This window comes from Collinsella aerofaciens, from assembly GCF_009876115.1.
Lineage (GTDB): Bacteria > Actinomycetota > Coriobacteriia > Coriobacteriales > Coriobacteriaceae > Collinsella > Collinsella aerofaciens_N.
In genome coordinates, this window is record NZ_WWSY01000012.1 from 18,150 (window position 1) to 36,983 (window position 18,834).

Genomic DNA, 18,834 nt, shown 5'->3' on the forward strand with positions numbered 1-18,834 from the left:
GGGGCTAACTGCTCCGCCGGCCTTTTTTAAAGGAGCGTTGTAGCGTGAAAACGGGTATTTCGATTTATCTTTCCAGCCCTTTGCAGGATATTGAGCGGACGATTGAGCGTGGTGCCGCGGCGGGTGCGCGCTACGCGTTCACCTCACTGCATATTCCCGAGGATGGGGGAGCGGCGTATGCCGATAAGGTCCGTCATGTGCTGTCGCTGCTCTCCGCCCGCGGCATTGCGCTCATCGCCGATGTGGGGCCGCGCACGTGCGATTTGCTCGGGCTTGAGCGCATCGAGGACCTGCGCGATCTGGGGTTGGAATACCTTCGTTTGGACTATGGCTTTAGCGCCCAACGGGTCGCGGAGCTGTCCGGTGTATTTCGCATAGTGGTCAATGCATCGACGGTGAGTTCTGATGAAATCGCATCGTGGCGTGAGGCCGGTGCCGATGTGACTCGTTTTGCCGCCTGCCACAATTTTTACCCCAAGCCTTATACCGGTTTAGCTCTGGAGGACATTGCTCGGGTGAATCTTCGTCTTGCGGCGCTTGGATTCGAAATCATGGCTTTTGTGCCGGGTGATGCCAACGTTCGCGGGCCGGTATTCGAGGGACTGCCGACGGTCGAGGCGCAGCGCGGTCGCGCGTCAAAGGTTGCTCTCAATATGCTTGAGCTTGCACATGGCGCCGATTGCGACATTGTGTTGGTCGGCGACCCCGATCTTTCCGATGCGGGCTGGGCGCAGTTTGCTCAAGTTTCCGCCGGATACGTGGACCTGCAATGCGAGCTTGAGCCCGGTTATGCCTATGTGCGCGGGCAGATTCATCACGACCGGCCCGACTCGAGCACCCTCATCTTTAGGTCTCAGGAGTCACGTACGACGCATAAGCCGGATTCCGTGCCGACGGATGCCGGAGCCGGCCTGCCGCGAAAGGCGGGGTCGATCGCTGTGAGCAATAGCGGATATGGGCGCTACGAAGGCGAGCTTGAGATTGCGCGGGTCGATCTTCCCGGTGACGAGCGCATGAACGTTGCGGGCCATATCACGCCCGAGGCAATGGAGCTGCTGCCGTTCATCAAACGCGGATTCGGGGTACGGTTCGTTTAGCGTGTGACCCGTGGGCTACAATTGGCCCATCATACGAAGGCGCCTCGTGTGGCGTGTGCCTGCGTTGGCCGATCTATATTCGGAGGATTCCCATGACCGTACTGTTTGTTGAATATCCCAAGTGCTCGACCTGTAAGAAGGCCAAGGCATGGCTGGACGAACACGGGGTAGAGTATATCGACCGCGATATCGTTTTGGACAATCCCACGGCTGATGAGCTTGCGACCTGGATTGCTCGTTCGGGACTGCCGGTGCGGCGCTTCTTTAATTCGTCGGGCATGAAATATCGAGAGCTGGGCCTGAAGGCGCGTCTAGATGCGGGCATGACGGATCGGGAGTGCTACGAGCTGCTGGCGACCGACGGCATGCTGGTTAAGCGTCCGCTGTTGGTGGGCGACGACTTTGCGATTCCCGGCTTTAGGGAATCGGCTTGGGTCGAGGCGTTGCTGTAGCGGCTGCGGAAAGTGCGACCCGTTTTGAGCTTCGATTACGGGATACGGTTTCCGGTTGAGGGCTCGATGGGAAAGTGGGGACCAGTTTGAGCTTGAAATCTGGGACGCACTTTCCGCCGGCAGGCTTGCCCCAGTCAGTCCTCCAACTGCGCCCATTCGTGCGGATCGTAGACCTTTACGTGCTTGTTGGGCTTGCCGCTCCAGTACTCCTCGTCCATAAAGGGCAGATATGCCTGAACGCCGGGGCAGATAAAGGGGATCCGCTGCTGTTGCAGTCGCTCGCGCTGGCGCTGCTCCAGGTGCGCCTCGGATATGACGGTCGGCATACCGGACAGCTCGACGAGGCTTGCCTGGATTCGCTTAAGGTCGGGGAGTCCCGCGTGCCATGACATCCGCATGATCAAAAAGGATGCACGGCGGTATTTTGCCTGCATCACCGTGATGGCGGGGCGCAGAGTGGGATGGATTTTGTCCCGTTCGGGCCAAAGGTCAGCAGTGATCTCGAGGCCCAGGGTCTCCCATAGGTAATCAAGCTCTTCGTCCATGGCGCCTCGATATCTACGTGATCATTGATACTTCGATTGTGTTGCCTGGTGCTATCGTTTTCGCGGTAGAATCTGCCAACGGTTGACGGCTACCGCTCGCGGCGTTTTGCCCTTCGTGTGCAGCGGTCGACTTCACAGGTCCTTCACGTGTCGGCCGTATTTGACTGAATTTCAAAAAAGTCAAAATTGGGGCTTGCGTCACGGCCGGACTTCCCGTATATTTCTTTCTTGCGCAAAGGCACAGCCGAGCGCAGCGATGCAGTCATTGGGATGTCGTCTAATGGCAGGACAGCGGATTCTGGTTCCGTCAATGGGGGTTCGACTCCCTCCATCCCAGCCATTGCATTTGCTACATATGGCCCGTTCGTCTAGCGGTTTAGGACGCCGCCCTCTCAAGGCGGAGATCACCAGTTCGAATCTGGTACGGGCTACCAAAATTGAACGCCCGGGCCTCGTAAGAGACCCGGGTTTTGTGTATTAACCGTATATACGGCGCCTGCCGTGTTTCGCTCAGATCGAGGAGTAGCCATGGATCTGCCCATCAGCTTGCAAGACATCACGTATGCCGAGAACTATCTGGCGCAGGGCGACCTGGCTACGGCGACGCCGCTGCTGGAGCGTCTGGTGGAGCTCGCCGAGGAGTATATCGACGCTGAGTGCAAGACGGAGGAGAAGCGTCAATACTTTAGCTTCGATAGCAAGTTTGAGCGCTTGGCCTATCGCCGCGTGGAGAAGGATCCGCGCGAGCTCGTGCAGGTCGAGGTGCCGTTTGACCGCCTGTACTCTGACATGGCGTTTGCCTACATTCGCCAGCAGGATTATGTGAGTGCTCGCAACGCCTTGATGCAGGCCGTGCGCTGGGACCCCATGAACTGCAACTACCGCCTGGATCTGGCCGAGCTGTTCCGCGCTCTCGAGGACAAGCAGGAATGGGCATCGCTCTCGTTCTCGGTGCTGGAGCGTGCAAGCGATGGCAAGTGCGCCGCCCGCGCTTACGCCAATCTAGGTCAGTACTTCTTGGAGCCCGAGACCGAGAACGTTTCGGCTGCCGTGGGCTGCGCGCGTCTGGCGCTGCGCCTGGCGCCCAACGATGCGCATACGACGCGCCTGCTCAACAAGATCCATACCACCTATCCGGATGCCGCCGATGAGAGCGACGACCACGTGATGGGTGAACTGGCCCTGCAAGGCGTGCCGACCTCGCCTTCGGCCGAGATTGCCATCTGCCTGATTATGTGCGCGACCGATGCTGCAAGCGACGGCGACAAGCAGGAGGCGACGCGCCTGACGGTACGTGCTCGCGACTTGGTGGGCGAGGAGGCCTGCGCGGCGATTATCAAACTGGTGCGCGAGAGCGATGCCGAGCTCAATGCCGAGCGCAAGGCAAAGCGCGAGGCTGCGGGCTCAAACGCCGATGGCGCCAAGGAGGCCGGCGATGCCCAGTAAGCGCGAGCGCAAACTCATTTCCAAGAATCGCTCGGCACATCACGAGTACTTTATCGATGAGACGTTTGAGTGCGGTATTGAGCTGAGCGGTACCGAGGTCAAGTCGATTCGCGAGCGCGCGTGCCAGATTACCGATACCTTCGCACTGATTCGTGGTGGGGAGTGCTGGCTCGTCGGCCTGCATATCCACCCTTATAGTCATGGTGGCGTGTGGAATCGCGATCCCGACCGTCGGCGCCGTCTGCTGCTGCACCGCAAGGAGATCGACTTTCTTGACGGCAAACTTCGCAACCGCGGCTATGCGCTGGTGCCGCTGGAGCTCTACTTTAATACCGACGGCCGCGTAAAGCTGCTGCTGGGCCTAGGCCGCGGCAAGAAGCTCTACGACAAGCGCGAGGATATGGCCAAGCGCGATGTCCAGCGCGAGATCGACCGCGCCCTCAAGGAGCGCAATCGCTAGGCGTTCTGTATAAGTTGCGGTGGAATACGGACTGTTTTGCCTGTTTGAGGGGCTATTCAGTCCTTATTTCACCGCAACTGCGGGCGTCTCATCTTGCTTATACTGTTTTGACACATATGTCTCAAAGGTGGTGTCCGTTGTGGGCGCCGCCTTTTTTGTGGGTACATACATCCATGAGGTTCCAACCCGCGTTAGGGGAGTGATTGTTATGGACAAAACTGCGTTCTTTACCATGCCGAGCGGTCTGTACGTGGTGAGCGCCGCGGCAGACGGGCTGCGCGCCGGCTGCGTCATCAACACTGCGGTGCAGGTGACGTCCATGCCGCCGCGCATTTCGGTTGCCGTGAACAAGGACAACGTCACCTCGGGCGTCATCGCTTCGGCCAAAGCGTTCGCGCTGACCGTGATCGATCAGACCGCCGACATGCTCTACATCGGTAACTTTGGGTTCCGCACCAGCAGCGATTATGACAAGTTTGCTAAATACGAGACCCGCGAGACGGCTCTGGGCATGCCCTATGTGCCCGAGCACGCGGCGGCCCTGTTTAGCTGCCATTTGATCGACACTGTGGATGTTGGCACGCATCTACTGTTTATCGGCGAGGTCGAGGATGCCGAGCGCTTGAGTGACGAGACGCCGCTCACCTACGATTACTACCATAAGGTCCTGAAGGGCAAGACGCCTCCGAAGGCGTCCTCGTATCAAGGTTAGAAATGTTTTAAAAATACTTGCATTATATTATTAAGAATCTATACTGATAAATGAAGTACATCACCAGTTGCGTTTGAGAGGAGAACATCATGGCTGAGGAGAAGAAGACGTATAAGTTCGTGTGCGTCGTTTGCGGTTACGAGGTTGAGGTCGATACGCCCGAGCTGCCCGAGGATTATGTGTGCCCGGTGTGTGGCGTCGGTCCCGATCAGTTTGAGCTCGTCGAGGAGTAGCTCGCAGACACACGGCGAAAGCCGAACATAGCTCTGTCCAAGGGCCTCGGTCGAATTCTCGGCCGGGGCCCTTTTCCTCCGCCCCCAAGGGATCACGGTTGCTGTTGGCCGATCCTGTCTGTTGTGAGTCCGGCCGACCTTTTGTCTTAATCTGTAACGTCTAACGGCTCAAAACGGGTCTTCCTGTTACAGATCGAGACAAACGGAGCTGTCCCTCGGAATGATCTCGATCTGTAACATCTAGACATCAAAAGCGGGTCTAGATGTTACAGATCGAGACGTTTGCCTGGGTAGGTGCCCCGTCCCATTACATCCCTGTCAACAACACGACATCGAGAATCGTCACGATGGCACCAATCCCTACAAGCAGCGCGTTGAGCGGGCGCGAATTGGCGTATTTGCCCATGACGCGGCGTGAACTGGTGAGTCGTATGAGCACAAAGACCGTAATCGGCAGCTGAAGCGACAGCAGTGCCTGACTCCAGATGAGACCTTCAAAAGGATTTGGAACGACCAGGCACGCCGCCACTGCTCCGGCGAAACAGGCCGCCACCCCGACCGAGGAATGTCGGTCGTGGATGTCGTATTCCTCGTCGAACATGCCCGCGGTGATGGTTCCCGCCGCCATGCCCGCTGTCACGCTGCTCGATAGTCCCGCGAACAGCAGCGCTACCGCAAAGATGGTCGAGCTCGCCGGGCCCAAGATGGGGGAGAGCGTGGCCGCTGCGACGGCGAGGTCGTCTACGACAATGCCGTGCGCAAAGAAGGTCGTTGCGGCCAGGATGACCATGGCCGAGTTGATCGCCCAGCCCACGCCCATCGAAAAGAGCGTGTCGAAGAGCTCATAGCGCAGACGCTCTTCGATAACCTGCTCGCCTTGGCCTTCGAAGTGCATGGATTGGATGACCTCGGAGTGCAGGAAGAGGTTGTGGGGCATAACGACCGCGCCTAGGACACTTACGATAATCGCGGCCGAGCCGGTGGGCATACGGGGTGTGATCCAGCTTGTGGCGGCTTGCGGCCAGTCGACGTTGACTAGTGCAAGCTCGGCCAAAAACGAAAGTCCTACCACGCCCACGAAGGCGATGATCCATCGCTCGGCGCGTTTGTAGGAGCTTGTCATGAGCATGGCAATCGATGCCGCCGCGACGATGACGCAGCCGGCGCGTACGGGCAGGCCAAAGAGCATTTGAAGCGCGATCGCACCGCCCAGGACTTCGGCCATGGCGGTGGCGATGGTCGCGAGGTAGGCGCTGGCGAGCACCGTGCGCCCAACGAAGCGGGGGAGAAAGCGGGTCGTGGCCTCGGCAAGGCAGGCGCCCGTGGCGATGCCCAGGTGCGCCGCGTTGTGCTGCAAGACGATCAGCATAATCGTGGACAGCGTGACGATCCACAGCAGCGCGTAGCCAAACTGCGAGCCCGCGGCCATATTGGAGGCCCAGTTGCCCGGGTCGATAAAGCCGACGGTCACGAGCAATCCGGGGCCGATATGCCGTGCGATGTCGAGTCCTCCGTGACCGCCGGTGCGTCGGGAGCCAAAGTGTTGTTTGAGATGGTTGAGCATGGTGCGCTCCTGTGTATGGGCGGCGTGACGTCGCATCTGGGCCGTGCGGCGCCACGCGTCGGTTTTGGGTTGGGGCTACTTGTGCGCTTTGCCCTGATTGGCCACGGCGTCGATCTTGGCGGCGATGGTCGCCGGGTCGCCGATGTAGCGCTTGTCGAGGACGTTGAAATCGGTGTCGAAGGTGTAGACGAGCGGCACGCCGGTGGGGATGTTGACCTTGAGGATCTCCTCGGGCGTGAGGTGCTCGAGCTTCATGACGAGTGAGCGCAGGGAGTTGCCGTGTGCGGCGATGAGTACGCGCTTGCCGGCGAGCATCTGGGGGCGAATCTCGTCTTCGAAATAAGGCCAGGCGCGGGCGATCGTGTCCTTGAGGCACTCGGTATAGGGCAGCTGATCGGGCGCGACATCACGGTATTGCTCCTGGGTGTGGGGATCGCGCGCGTCGTCCGGCTCGAGTGCCGGCGGGCAGACATCGAAGGAGCGGCGCCAGATGAGCACCTGCTCGTCGCCGTGCTCCGCTGCGGCATCGGCCTTGTTGAGACCCTGCAACGCTCCGTAGTGGCGCTCGTTGAGCTTCCAGGATTTGATGACGGGCAACCACTCGCGATCCATTTGGCCGAGCACGATGTCGAGGGTGTGAATTGCGCGCTTGAGACGCGAGGTGTAGCAGACGTCGAAGTCGAAGCCCGCTTCTTTGAGGGCTCGACCGCCTGCTGCGGCTTCTTCGCGGCCCGTGTCGGTGAGTTCTACGTCGGTCCAGCCGGTGAACAGGTTGAGTTTGTTCCACTCGGATTCTCCGTGACGGATAAGGACAAGTTGCATTGTCTGTCGGTCTGCTCGGTGCGCCATAGGGGCCTCCTTGATCTGGCACGGTGTGCGTGCCGTTTGCTTGACGCCGCAAAGGATACCCGTTTTAAGCTTAAAAGTTAACCAAGACTAACAAAATTGTTGTATTTGAATAGGATGATGAAGGGGGGCTGCGAACTGTCTTGATCTGTAACAACTAGGGATGGAAATTGGGCCTAGGTGTTACGGATCGAGACAAACTAAAACCGTCCCGCAGAAAATCTCAATCTGTAACATCTAGGCGCCAAAATTGGGTCTTCCTGTTACAGATTGAGATGTTTGAAGCGGTGAGCTTACAGGCCGAACTTGGGCGTCTTGTTGCCGCCCTTGAGGCCTGCTGTGTCGAGCCCCATCATGCAAAAGTCCGCATGGCCCTTGTTTCCAGAATGATTCAAAGGGGCCAGATGCATATGTGCCGGCTGTCCCTGCACTAAAACGTGTACGTCAGCCTCCAAAGATGTCAAATTTCGACATGTTTGGGGGCTGACGTACATGTTTGATAGCAAGACGTTGATGGTCGGTGTGCGTTACGCGATTGTTTCGAAACGGGCGGGAAACACAACGACGCCCCGATGCCCCTACTATGCCTATTCAACTGACTGTCTAAATATCTAGGGGAGGATCGCGATGCAGGCAGATTCCGCTCAGCAGCAGGGCCTTTATCGCCCAGAATTCGACCACGATGCATGTGGCATCGGCGCGCTTGCCGATATCAACGGTGAGCGCCATCACCAGATTCTGGACGATGCACTGTCCATTCTGGTCAACTTGGAGCACCGCGGCGGTACGGGACTCGAGAAGAACACCGGCGACGGTGCCGGTATCCTGTTCCAGGTTCCGCATCACTTTTTCCGCAAAGAGGCTCAAAAGTGCGGCCAGATTCTGCCGGCAGAGGGCGACTATGGCGTGGCCATGCTGTTCTTCCCGCAGGACGACAAGGGCGTAGAGGATGCCCGTCGCGTGTTTGAGGAGGGCTGCGCCGAGGCCGGCGTGCCGCTGCTCTTTTGGCGCGAGGTGCCCGTCGACCCGCACGACTTGGGCGAGACGGCACGCGCCTGCATGCCCACCATTCTGCAAGCCTTTCTGGGCCGCCCCGACGACACGCCCGCCGGCGATGCCTTCGAGCGTCGCCTGTACGTGTGCCGTCGCACTATCGAGAAGAAGGCCGATGCCGAGTTTGCCCTGCGCGACAAGATCTTCTACGTCTGCTCCATGAGCTCGCGCACTATCGTGTACAAGGGCATGCTCGTCGCCACGCAGATGCGCCGCTTCTTCATCGACCTCAACGACGCCGCCGTCAAGACGGCCGTGGCGCTCGTCCACTCGCGCTACTCCACCAACACCACGCCCAGCTGGGAGCGCGCGCACCCCAACCGCTTTATCATCCATAACGGCGAGATCAACACCCTCAAGGGCAACGTCAACTGGATTCGCGCCCGCGAGCCCAACCTGTACAGCCCCGTGCTGCAGCACGATCTTGAGCGCGTGATGCCTATCATCAACCGCGAGGGATCCGATTCCGCGATTCTGGACAACGTGCTCGAGTTCCTGGTCATGAACGGTCGCCCGCTCACGCGTGCCGCGTCCATGTTGCTGCCCGAGCCGTGGGACCACAACGACAGCCTGAGTGAGGAGCGCCGCGCCTACGACGCCTACCAGTCCATGCTCATGGAGCCGTGGGACGGCCCGGCGGCCATCGCCTTTACCGACGGCCGTACCCTGGGCGCCGCCCTCGATCGCAACGGCCTGCGCCCCGCTCGTTACTACGTGACGCGCGACGGTCGCTTTATGCTGGCAAGCGAGGTGGGCACCATCGAGGTGAGCCCCGAGAACATCGTGACGAGCGGCTGTCTGGGGCCGGGCCAGATGCTCGAGGTCGACTTTGCCCGCGGGCGCGTCATCTACAATGACGAGCTGCGCGCCCGTTACGCCAAGGAAAAGCCCTACCGTGATTGGATTGCCGAGGAGACGCTGACCGTCGACGCGCTCGATGAGCCCGCCGCGCCCGCGTCCGCCGAGGACGCCGAGGTGCCCGCCGCCGTGCGTATGGCCAAGCTCGGCTACCACTGGGATGACGTCGACGAGGTCGTGCGTCCCATGGCCCAGCAGGGCAAGGCCCCGCTCGCCTCGATGGGCATCGATGCACCGCTGGCCTGCCTGTCCAAGAAGACGCGTTCGTTCTTTGACTACTTCTATCAGCTGTTCGCTCAGGTCACGAATCCTCCGATCGATGCCTTGCGCGAGCACATGGTGACTTCGACCACGCTCTACCTGGGCAACCACGGCAACCTGCTCGAGGATTCCCGCACGGCCTGTCAGCTGGTGCGCTTGGAGCGCCCATTGCTCAACGATGAAGAGTTCGAGCATATCTGTGCCATCGACCGTGTTGGCTTTAAGACCCGTCGCTTCCGTGCCGTCTACCGCCGCGATGCCGGCGAGGGCGCGCTGCAGGCTGCGCTCAAACAGCTTGCAGAGGACGTTGAGGCTGCGGTCCGCGATGGCGTGAACATCGTGGTGTTGAGCGATCGTGCCGCTGCGGGCGAGGTGCCCGTGCCGTCGCTGCTCGCTGTGGGCTGCGTGCATAACCACCTGATCCGCGCCGGCGTGCGTACCTTTGCCGACATCGTGGTGGAGAGCGGCGACGCCGTGTCTCCGCACGACTTTGCGGCACTGGTGGGCTACTCCGCGAGCGGCATCTATCCGTACAACGCACATGCGTGCATCCGCGATCTGGCGGCACACGGCGACCTGGACGTGACGGCCGAGCAGGGCATCGCCAACTACAACAAGGCTGCGACTGCCGGCATCGTCTCCATCATGTCCAAGATGGGCATCTCCACGGTGCAGAGCTACCATTCGGCGCAGATCTTCGAGGCCGTGGGCTTTACGCCGGAGTTCGTCAACGCGTACTTCGCCGGCACGGTGAGCCGTGTGGGCGGTATGGGCGTCGAGGACGTTGAGCGCGAGCAAAACGAGCGCTACGACGCCGCGCTCGCTATCCTTAAGAGCCCGGCTCCCGATCAGCTGCCCACGCTGGGTCTGACCAAGTGGCGCCCGCTCGGCGGCGAGGAACACCTCATCGACCCCCAGGCCGTCTACCTGCTGCAGACCGCCTGCCGTGAGGACAGCTACGACACCTTTAAGGAGTACAGCGCCCGCCTGCACCGCACCGGCCGTGCCGTGCGTCTGCGCGACTTGCTCGACTTTGATGCCAGCGGCCGCACGCCGGTTTCGCTCGACGAGGTCGAGCCCGCGCTCAACATCGTCCGCCGCTTTAACACCGGCGCCATGTCGTACGGCTCCATCAGCAAAGAGGCACACGAGTGCATGGCCATCGCCATGAACCGCCTGCACGGCCGTTCCAACTCCGGCGAGGGCGGCGAGGATCCGCGTCGCGAGACCCCGCTGGCTAACGGCGACTCCAAGAACTCCGCCATCAAGCAGGTGGCAAGCGCGCGCTTTGGCGTGACGAGCCGCTACCTGTGCAGCGCCTTCGAGATTCAGATCAAGATGGCCCAGGGCGCCAAGCCCGGCGAGGGCGGCCACCTGCCCGGCAAGAAGGTCTACCCCTGGATTGCCGAGGTCCGTCAGTCCACGCCCGGCATCGGCCTGATCTCGCCTCCGCCGCACCACGACATCTACTCTATCGAGGACCTGGCCGAGCTCATCTTCGACCTTAAGAACGCCAACCCCGGCGCACGCGTGTCGGTCAAGCTGGTCAGCGAGGCGGGCGTCGGCACCATCGCCACCGGTGTGGCCAAGGGTGCTGCCGACAAGATCTTGATCAGCGGTCACAATGGCGGCTCGGGTGCCGCTGCGCGCGACTCTATCTGGCATGCGGGTCTGCCGCTGGAGCTTGGCCTTGCCGAGGCCCAGCAGACGCTGCTGCAAAACGGCCTGCGCTCGCGCGTGGTGCTCGAGGCCGACGGCAAGCTCATGGACGGCACCGACGTTGCCGTCGCCTGCTTGCTGGGCGCCGAGGAGTTTGGCTTTGCGACCATGCCGCTCATCTCGATGGGCTGCCTCATGCAGCGCGACTGCCAGCAGGATACCTGCCCCGCCGGCATCGCCACGCAAAACTGCCGCCTGCGTCGCGGCTTCCGCGGCAAGCCCGAGCACGTCGAGCACTTTATGCTCTTTGTTGCCGAGCAACTGCGCGAGGTCATGGCGAGCCTGGGCTTCCGCACCGTCGACGAGATGGTCGGCCATCCCGAGTGCTTGCGCCAGATCGAGGTCCCGGGCAACCGCAAGGCTAACCTGCTCGATCTGACGCCCGTGCTGGCAAGCGCGACCTGCGAGTTCGGTGCCCACATCCCGGGTGCCGACGGCCGTCACTTCCTGCCCCAGATGGCCGCGGACAGCGAGCTCGACAAGACGCTCGACTCCACGCTGTTTGTGCCCTACACGGCCGACGCTCGCGCGCACCTGCGCCCGATTCGCTTCCGCGCCGATATCGCCAACGTCAACCGTTGCGTGGGCACCATCCTGGGCAACGCGGTGACCAAGGCGCATCCCGAGGGCCTGCCCGCCGGCTCCATCACCATCGACTGCGACGGTTCGGCCGGTCAGAGCTTTGGCGCCTTCCTGCCGCGCGGCATTACGCTCAACGTGTGCGGCGACGCCAACGACTACTTTGGCAAGGGCCTTTCGGGCGGCGAGGTGTCGGTGCGCCCCAACCCGCATGCGACCTACAAGTTCGACGAGAACATCATCGTGGGCAATGTTGCGTTCTTTGGCGCTACGAGCGGACGCGGCTTCATTAACGGTCTGGCCGGCCAGCGCTTTGGCGTGCGCAACTCCGGTGCCACCGTGGTGGTCGAGGGCTGCGGCAACCACGGCTGTGAGTACATGACGGGCGGCCTGGCGCTCATCCTGGGCGAGGTCGGGCAGAACTTTGCCGCCGGCATGACGGGCGGCGTGGCCTATGTCTTTGACCAGTACGGCACGCTCGATGCCCGCGTGAACTACGAGAGCGTTGAGCTCAAGGCCCCGACGGCCGGCGAGCTGGCGCAGATTCGCGAGCTCATCCAGGAGCACGTGGACGCGACACAGAGCCCACGCGGCATCAAGCTGCTCTACAGCTTTGAGACGATGAACAAGCACTTTGTGAAGGTCATTCCGACCGAGTACGAGCGTGTGCTGGCGATTGTCGCTGCGAGCGAGGCTGCCGGCAAGACACATGCGCAGGCAGAGGAACTGGCGTTTGACATTGTGACCGGTCGCGCGAGCGCCGCGGATGTCGCTCGCTTCGATATTGCGGGCGGTGCTGCGGGTGCTGCGTCCGCGGCCGCCAGCTCTGTTGCTTCGACCAAGAAGGAGGCGTAAGTGCCATGGGTAAGCCCGGTGCTTTTCTTGATATCGATCGCGTGACCCATGAGCTACGCCCCGTGGAGGAGCGCAGCCGCGATTTCGATCCGCTGTACGTGGAGCTCGACGACGATGCGCGCCGTGCCCAGGCGAGCCGCTGCATGATGTGCGGTGTGGCGTTTTGCCAGATGGGCGCGAGCTTTGGCAAAGCACGTCCGAGCGGCTGTCCGCTGCACAACCTGATTCCCGAGTGGAACGAGCTGGTGTATCGCGGCCGCTGGGACGAGGCTGCCGAGCGCCTGTCGCTCACCTCGCCCATGCCCGAGTTCACGAGTCGCGTGTGCCCGGCGCTATGCGAGGCCGCGTGCAACCTGGGTTCGGTCGATGGTCAGCCCACGACGATCCATGACAACGAGCGTGCGATCAGCGACCATGAGTGGGCAAATGGCGGTCCGCGTCGCTTTGAGCCGGCAGGGGAGGGCGCACCCACGGTTGCCGTGGTGGGCTCCGGTCCTGCTGGTCTGGTGGCAGCATGGGAGCTTGCGCGTCGTGGCGCCCGCGTGACGGTGTTTGAGCGCGACGACCGCCCGGGCGGTCTGCTCATGTACGGCATTCCCAACATGAAGCTCGAGAAGTCCGTGGTCGAGCGTCGCGTGGCGCTCATGCGCGAGCTGGGCATTGTGTTCGAGCTGGGCGCCGATGTGAACGATCCCAAGGTTGCCGCCAAGCTCGATGACTTTGACGCCGTTGTGGTGGCTGCCGGTGCTCGTGCGCCCCGCGGTCTTTCGGCTACGAATGTGGATGCACCCGGCGTGGTGTACGCCGTGGACTACCTGACGGCTTCGACCGTCTCGGTGCTCGATGGCGGCGAGCCCGCGGTGAACGCGCGCGGCCTGGACGTTGTGGTCATTGGCGGTGGCGATACTGGAAACGACTGCGTGGGTACCGCCGTGCGTCAAGGCGCGCGCAGCGTGCGCCAGTTTGAATTCTTGCCGGCTGCGCCCGATAAGCGCGCGGCGAGCAACCCCTGGCCGCAGTGGCCCAACGTTAAGAAGACCGATTACGGTCAGCAGGAGGCCATCGCTGCCATGGGCGGCGAGATGCGTGCTTGGGGCGTGGATACGCTCGAGGTGCTGCTGGACAAGAAGGGTGCTGCCGCGGGCTTGCGCGTGGTTGACCTGGATTGGTCGGCGGGAAAGCCCGAGCGCATCGCGGGCTCCGAGCACGAGGTACCGGCGCAGCTGGTGCTCATCGCCTGCGGCTTTACGGGTCCTGAGCATGTCGTATTCGATGCGGTGAGTGTGCCTGTTGCCACCGCTGGTCGTCCGCTGCCGGTGATGGCTGCCGAGGGCTCGCACCTCGCGGCTCGCACGGAGGGTGTCGCCGCCGATGCCGCGCCGGTGTATGTGGCCGGTGACGCCCGCAACGGCAGCTCGCTCGTGGTGAACGCTATGGCCGACGCCCTGTCCTGCGCTGCCGAAGTCGCCGACGCGCTGGAGCTGTAAAGTAGTCATTTAAGAACGTCCCCAATGACTGGTCATTTTTTGTCTAGTCGTTGGGGACACTCTTTGCGCGCCTTCGAACGATTTGTTCGTTTGCTGACGTGCGGGTGTTCATTTGTCGACTTTTTGGGCTGTGGTCACCTGTTGTTTCTGTGGTGGCTGCGGGTATCTGGCTCAAAAGGGCGGGTTGGCCGTCTATGTTAACCTGCGGTTTTGTTGCGGTGCGCATTTCCGGTCAAGCTTTTCGTCAAGTGTTTGGTCAGTATCTGGTTTGCAGCCGGAGGCCTATTTTGCCCGTGCTGGTCGTGGCTGCCCACCCTCCTCGTAAGCTCAAATTGAGGTCCATCAGTTTGAGGAGGATGCCATGACTGACCACGCTTTAGACCGAGCGCAGCTAGCCGAAGCCGTTGGCAACGATATTGCCGACATGGCTCACTTTTGGATGCTGCGGAAGTTTCAATTCCTGGAGCCGGCGTGCGAGCAGTTCGAGATTATCGTCGATCCGTGGCTCAACTATTGCGAGGAACCATCTCAAAACGAAATCATGGCCTACAACATGGCGTTTACCGATTGGCTGCTGTTTGAGCGCCCCTATTACCACGGCAAGACGCTGTTGGATCTGTATGTGGACGAGCCAGCAGCGTCAATTTCTCCTGCTTCGCTCGGGCGACTTAAGCAGGTACGTGACACGCAGTATTTCTCGCGCTTTGGCATTTTGGACAAGGATCCCGCGACTGGCATGGTCGTGCTGAAGGACACGCGCACCGATCGTCGCTTTGACGTCTACGACCCACATATCGTGCAAAAGGAGCACTGGAACGATGGTGCGATTGCGGTGCGACTCGCGTGCGTCGACGATGTCTGGCTGACGGCGGGGCAGCTCTACCTGTATGATATCGCGCGCCTGTGCGACACGGCGGTCGACGGGCCAGGCGCGGTGCATCCCGAGGACCTCGAGGACGGTTTCGACACCTCGTGCATCAGCTTCTTTTTGCGCCTGGTCCGCGACATCATGGGCGCCCAGGGGCGCTACGTAAAGTCGCTCAACATCTACGAGCAGGAGTGGGAGTAGGGGATGTGACTGGTGTCGCCCTGCTGCCCTGACTTTGTCTCAATCTGTAACGTTTGGCGGCTGTTTGGGCCCGTAACTGTTACAGATTGAGACGGAAGGTTGGCGGCTGCCGAAAGATCTTGTTCTGTAACAACTAGAGGCTCAAGGACTGTCTTCCTGTTACAGATCAAGACATTTGCCAGCGGAGGCAACAGCTGCGATGGTCCATTTGTCTGACGTGGTGGTGATGAAAGTGTCTAATACCGTTCTCAAACACAAACATGCGACTCGCAACACGTTGGCGCGGAATAGGATGCTCGCGCGGCTCACGGAGACGGCCAAGCAAGGTGCGCTGCTCGCAACGCATGACAATACCGAGCTCATGTGGCTACGACGCCATGTTGGAACCGACGATATCGCGGAGCCCGAACCGTATCTGTTCTATTTTCAGCATGATTGGGATGCATTGACGCTGGCGGAGCGAACACTGAGGACTATCAAAGGGCTTGCAGGGTTCCATCCCGATTGGGCGTTTTGGGGCTATGACGCGGCGCTTTTGTGGGGTCTGGAGGTGCCGAATGATCTGCTCGGGCCGCGTTTCCTTGTTAAGACTTGCTGTTCGGTGACGTTGAGCGGCGGGTGCAGGTTGTTGCGTCCGCAGATGGCGGGCGCGCTCGAGCGCGTCGACGGCGTGCGGGTGACGTCGTTTTGGCGCACGGCGGAGGATTGCTTGCTGCGTGCGCCGTTCTCCTATGGGTTGGCGATTGCCGATTCTGCACTGCGGGCGAAAGGCGTATCACGTGGGGATTTGTGCGAGCGCCTCCGCGCCGATTGCGAGGGCAGGCGAGGGTATCGCAGGGCACAGGTGATTGCGTCGTATGCAGACGGGCTGTCCGAAAACGGCGGCGAGTCTCGGTTCCGAGCATTCTTTATTGCGTACGGCTTTCCGGTTCCGGAGCTGCAGGTGGAGTTTCGCGACCCGCTCGATCCGAGCCAGGTGTTTCGCGTCGACTATTTTTGGCGGCTCGAGGACGGGACGTGTGTCATCGGCGAGCTCGACGGAAAGGGGAAGTACACCTTGCAGAACGGCGAGGGTCGGGAGTCGGTCGACCCATTCGTGGCGGAGCGTCAGCGGGAATCTCATCTGACAATGCTCGGGCATAAGGTGCTTCGGTTTACGTTTAACGAACTCAAAGACCCGGGGAAGCTGGTCGAGAAAATGAGGCTGGCGGGTATTCCTCGGCAGGCTGAATTGGCTGAGGAGTGGAGACGCCAGTGGTATGGGCGCTGAGAGGTTTCGTCTCGATCTGTAACGTTTAGAGGTTGTTTGAGCTCGTAATTGTTACAGATCGAGACAAGCCGGTGAAACGTCGACCGAATATCTCGATCTGTAACATCAAGGGGCCCAATAACCCTGTACCTGTTACAGATCGAGACATTTCCCTGATGTTGCTGAGGTGGGGCTCAACGTATTACGTCCCCCACATCCCCTCTTCCCTCCGTTAACCGATGCGTCTGCAGCAATCCAGCGGGACTAGGTAATAATGGACAAATGTTCATGTTAATCGTGAGGGAGGAGCTCGATATGGCGTCTGCCGATCGTTCCACGTTGTTTATCAATGCGACTGTTCTGGATGGTTCGGAACATATGGAGCCGCAGCCCGACATGGCCGTGGCCGTTGAGCGCGGTGTCATCACATGGATGGGGCCGAGTGCTGTGGCGCAGGCGCCCGCGGGTGCCGAGGTTATCGACCTGGGTGGTGCGTATCTCATGCCGGGCCTCATCAATATGCATGTGCATCTGTGCGGTTCGGGCAAGCCGGTTTCGGCGGGCGATGCGGGTGCGTTGATGAAGAAGCTCGATAATCCCGTGGGGCGCGCCATCGTGCGCCATATCCTCAAAGGTAGCGCCCAGCAGCAGCTTGCAAGCGGCGTGACCACGGTGCGCGGTGCAGGCGACCCGCTGTTTGCCGATCTGGCCGTGCGCGATGCTATCGATGCCGGCAAGTATCAAGGTCCTCGCCTGGTGGCGCCGGGAACGGGCGTCACGGTGCCGGGCGGCCATGGTGCAGGACTGTTCGCCCAGGTGGCTAACAGTCCCGCCGAGGCAGCCGAACAGGTGCGCGACCTGTATGCGCGCGGTGCCGACGTCATTAAGCTGTTCGTAACGGGCGGTGTGTTCGATGCGACCGAGGTGGGCGAGCCGGGCGTGCTGCGTATGCCGGTGGAGGTTGCCGCGGCGGCGTGCAAGGCGGCACACGATATGGGCCTTCCGGTCATGGCCCATGTCGAGAGTACCGAGGGCGTGAAGGCCGCGCTTGAGGCCGGGGTCGACACGATCGAGCACGGTGCCCCGATGACGCCCGAGATCCTGGAGCTGTATCGCGGTGCCGCGGGCACACAGCTCGAGGGACGCGCGCCGAGTGTGACCTGCACGATCAGCCCGGCGCTGCCGTTTGTATTGCTCGACCCGGAAAAGACCCATTCGGCCGATACACAAAAGAAGAACGGCGACATCGTGTGCTCGGGCATCATCGAGAGCGCCCGTGCCGCACTGGAAGCTGGCATTAAGGTGGGCCTGGGCACGGACTCAAGCTGCCCGTTCGTGACGCAGTACGACATGTGGCGCGAGGTGGCCTATTTTGCCAAGTATGTCGGCGTGAGCAACGCCTTCGCGCTGCATACGGCTACGCAAGTCAACGCCGAGCTGCTGGGGCTGGGCGGCGAGACCGGCACAATCGAGTGCGGCAAGGCCGCCGATATCTTGGTGACGCGCAAGAATCCGCTCGACGACCTGTGCGCTCTGCGTGAGCCGATACATGTGATGTGTCGCGGTGATCTGGTACGCAAGCTCAAGGTGAAGCGTATTCCCGAGGTGGACGCCGAGCTCAACGCGATTATGGACATGCCTGCCGAAGCGCTTGCCGAGGAGCTCGCCCGCGATGGCGTAGCATAGGTGTGACAAAGGGACGGTCCCTTTGTCATAATAAAAAAGCCGAGGTCTCAACACGAGGCCTCGGCTTTTTTATCGAACAAATACTTAAGATTTGGGACAAACAAACCTGATTAATTTGTCCCGCGTGCGGGCGCTAGGAGCGGGTTTCCATCTTGGCGTGGCACTTGGGGCAGGTGACGCGGATCTTGCCTTTGCCCTTGGGAACAGAGAGTATCTGGCCGCAGTTGGGGCACTTGAGGTATGCCGTGGTCTTGCGACCCTTCCACATCTTCTTGGCCGTGCGCTTGGCACGCTCAAAGTCTTCCTTGCTGGTGCCGGCTGCGCGTGAGGTGCTAGCCGCTGCAGCGCCGCCGCCCAAGCTGGCGACGAACTTGCCCAAGCCGGGAACATTGGCGGTCGCGGCGACAAAGGCCTCGTTCTCCTTGCGACGTGCATCGATATTTTTGGACAGGCCGCGCAGCACGCCAATCACGATTACGGCGATGGCAATCCAGCTGAGCCACTGGATGCGGGCTATCGATCCGATCATCGCGATGACGATGCCGGCAAAACCCATCACGATGGTGAGTTCATCGGCACCATTGCGACCCTTCATAAAGTCATTCATGCAAATTGCCTTTCATTCGATATGCCGCACGCCTTTATACCCGATTTAGAGCAAGG

At 60.9% G+C, this 18,834-nt stretch carries 15 protein-coding genes and 2 tRNA genes; 13 read left to right on the top strand and 4 right to left on the bottom strand.

Going from position 1 to position 18,834, the window contains the following annotated elements:
• Positions 1-44 precede the first annotated feature (44 nt).
• Together GT571_RS07125 and GT571_RS07130 are read left to right on the top strand one after the other, a co-directional pair.
• Positions 45-1,097 (top strand): MupG family TIM beta-alpha barrel fold protein, encoded by a 1,053-nt coding sequence (locus tag GT571_RS07125; RefSeq protein WP_161156323.1) that lies wholly within the window; start codon positions 45-47, stop codon positions 1,095-1,097.
• Between the two features lie 92 nt (positions 1,098-1,189).
• A complete protein-coding gene (locus GT571_RS07130) occupies positions 1,190-1,549 on the top strand; it encodes an arsenate reductase family protein (protein ID WP_117564210.1) in 360 nt (119 codons plus the stop codon).
• Positions 1,550-1,683: 134 nt separating this feature from the next.
• On the opposite strand, the gene GT571_RS07135 is transcribed toward GT571_RS07130, so the two are convergent.
• Positions 1,684-2,094, bottom strand: coding sequence for a hypothetical protein (locus GT571_RS07135; RefSeq protein ID WP_117564211.1), 411 nt, complete (start codon positions 2,092-2,094; stop codon positions 1,684-1,686).
• 266 nt (positions 2,095-2,360) lie between these two features.
• Between GT571_RS07135 and GT571_RS07140 the strand changes: the two genes are divergently transcribed.
• The 6 genes from GT571_RS07140 (at position 2,361) to GT571_RS07165 (ending at position 4,945) form a co-directional block, all read left to right on the top strand.
• Positions 2,361-2,434 (top strand) — tRNA-Gln (locus GT571_RS07140).
• 17 nt (positions 2,435-2,451) lie between these two features.
• Positions 2,452-2,528 (top strand) — tRNA-Glu (locus tag GT571_RS07145).
• Positions 2,529-2,622: 94 nt separating this feature from the next.
• Positions 2,623-3,540 carry a tetratricopeptide repeat protein gene (locus tag GT571_RS07150; protein ID WP_006235324.1) on the top strand — a complete coding sequence of 306 codons (918 nt, stop codon included), beginning with the start codon at positions 2,623-2,625 and terminating at the stop codon, positions 3,538-3,540.
• Entirely contained in the window at positions 3,530-4,000 is a 471-nt protein-coding gene (gene smpB / locus GT571_RS07155) for an SsrA-binding protein SmpB (RefSeq protein ID WP_006235325.1), read from the top strand. The genes GT571_RS07150 and smpB overlap by 11 nt, the downstream gene beginning before the upstream one ends.
• 208 nt (positions 4,001-4,208) lie before the next feature.
• A complete protein-coding gene (locus GT571_RS07160; RefSeq protein ID WP_055251877.1) occupies positions 4,209-4,712 on the top strand; it encodes a flavin reductase family protein in 504 nt (167 codons plus the stop codon).
• 89 nt (positions 4,713-4,801) lie between these two features.
• Positions 4,802-4,945: a rubredoxin-like domain-containing protein gene (locus tag GT571_RS07165; protein WP_055251878.1), complete on the top strand. Its 144-nt coding sequence runs from the start codon at positions 4,802-4,804 to the stop codon at positions 4,943-4,945.
• Between the two features lie 307 nt (positions 4,946-5,252).
• Here the strand turns inward: GT571_RS07165 and GT571_RS07170 are convergent, their stop codons facing one another.
• Complete coding sequence (locus GT571_RS07170; protein ID WP_161156374.1) at positions 5,253-6,509, bottom strand: Nramp family divalent metal transporter; 1,257 nt, start codon at positions 6,507-6,509, stop codon at positions 5,253-5,255.
• Between the two features lie 75 nt (positions 6,510-6,584).
• A complete protein-coding gene (gene gpmA / locus GT571_RS07175) occupies positions 6,585-7,358 on the bottom strand; it encodes a 2,3-diphosphoglycerate-dependent phosphoglycerate mutase (protein ID WP_117583012.1) in 774 nt (257 codons plus the stop codon).
• Positions 7,359-7,982: 624 nt separating this feature from the next.
• Between gpmA and gltB the strand changes: the two genes are divergently transcribed.
• From gltB to GT571_RS07200, 5 genes are all read left to right on the top strand, one after another.
• Positions 7,983-12,680, top strand: a complete 4,698-nt coding sequence (gene gltB / locus GT571_RS07180) for a glutamate synthase large subunit (RefSeq protein WP_161156325.1) — start codon at positions 7,983-7,985, stop codon at positions 12,678-12,680.
• A gap of 5 nt (positions 12,681-12,685) precedes the next feature.
• The gene (locus GT571_RS07185) at positions 12,686-14,167 is read left to right on the top strand and encodes a glutamate synthase subunit beta (RefSeq protein ID WP_161156327.1); all 1,482 of its coding nucleotides are present in this window, start codon (positions 12,686-12,688) and stop codon (positions 14,165-14,167) included.
• A gap of 361 nt (positions 14,168-14,528) precedes the next feature.
• On the top strand, positions 14,529-15,236 hold the full coding sequence (locus tag GT571_RS07190; protein ID WP_161156329.1) for a hypothetical protein: 708 nt from the start codon (positions 14,529-14,531) through the stop codon (positions 15,234-15,236).
• 199 nt (positions 15,237-15,435) lie between these two features.
• Positions 15,436-16,506: a hypothetical protein gene (locus GT571_RS07195; protein WP_161156331.1), complete on the top strand. Its 1,071-nt coding sequence runs from the start codon at positions 15,436-15,438 to the stop codon at positions 16,504-16,506.
• A gap of 267 nt (positions 16,507-16,773) precedes the next feature.
• Positions 16,774-18,171, top strand: coding sequence for an amidohydrolase family protein (locus GT571_RS07200; RefSeq protein WP_240136169.1), 1,398 nt, complete (start codon positions 16,774-16,776; stop codon positions 18,169-18,171).
• A 133-nt stretch (positions 18,172-18,304) separates the two neighbouring features.
• Here the strand turns inward: GT571_RS07200 and GT571_RS07205 are convergent, their stop codons facing one another.
• Positions 18,305-18,778 carry a hypothetical protein gene (locus tag GT571_RS07205; protein WP_161156335.1) on the bottom strand — a complete coding sequence of 158 codons (474 nt, stop codon included), beginning with the start codon at positions 18,776-18,778 and terminating at the stop codon, positions 18,305-18,307.
• Positions 18,779-18,834: the final 56 nt, after the last annotated feature.

Bases quoted from the DNA above. Each gene is read 5' to 3' on its own strand.
- GT571_RS07130 (WP_117564210.1), top strand. From the start codon at position 1,190: ATGACCGTACTGTTTGTTGAATATCCCAAGTGCTCGACCTGTAAGAAG.
- GT571_RS07135 (WP_117564211.1), bottom strand. From the start codon at position 2,094: ATGGACGAAGAGCTTGATTACCTATGGGAGACCCTGGGCCTCGAGATC.
- GT571_RS07150 (WP_006235324.1), top strand. From the start codon at position 2,623: ATGGATCTGCCCATCAGCTTGCAAGACATCACGTATGCCGAGAACTAT.
- smpB (WP_006235325.1), top strand. From the start codon at position 3,530: ATGCCCAGTAAGCGCGAGCGCAAACTCATTTCCAAGAATCGCTCGGCA.
- GT571_RS07160 (WP_055251877.1), top strand. From the start codon at position 4,209: ATGGACAAAACTGCGTTCTTTACCATGCCGAGCGGTCTGTACGTGGTG.
- GT571_RS07165 (WP_055251878.1), top strand. From the start codon at position 4,802: ATGGCTGAGGAGAAGAAGACGTATAAGTTCGTGTGCGTCGTTTGCGGT.
- GT571_RS07170 (WP_161156374.1), bottom strand. From the start codon at position 6,509: ATGCTCAACCATCTCAAACAACACTTTGGCTCCCGACGCACCGGCGGT.
- gpmA (WP_117583012.1), bottom strand. From the start codon at position 7,358: ATGGCGCACCGAGCAGACCGACAGACAATGCAACTTGTCCTTATCCGT.
- gltB (WP_161156325.1), top strand. From the start codon at position 7,983: ATGCAGGCAGATTCCGCTCAGCAGCAGGGCCTTTATCGCCCAGAATTC.
- GT571_RS07185 (WP_161156327.1), top strand. From the start codon at position 12,686: ATGGGTAAGCCCGGTGCTTTTCTTGATATCGATCGCGTGACCCATGAG.
- GT571_RS07190 (WP_161156329.1), top strand. From the start codon at position 14,529: ATGACTGACCACGCTTTAGACCGAGCGCAGCTAGCCGAAGCCGTTGGC.
- GT571_RS07195 (WP_161156331.1), top strand. From the start codon at position 15,436: ATGGTCCATTTGTCTGACGTGGTGGTGATGAAAGTGTCTAATACCGTT.
- GT571_RS07200 (WP_240136169.1), top strand. From the start codon at position 16,774: ATGTTAATCGTGAGGGAGGAGCTCGATATGGCGTCTGCCGATCGTTCC.
- GT571_RS07205 (WP_161156335.1), bottom strand. From the start codon at position 18,778: ATGAATGACTTTATGAAGGGTCGCAATGGTGCCGATGAACTCACCATC.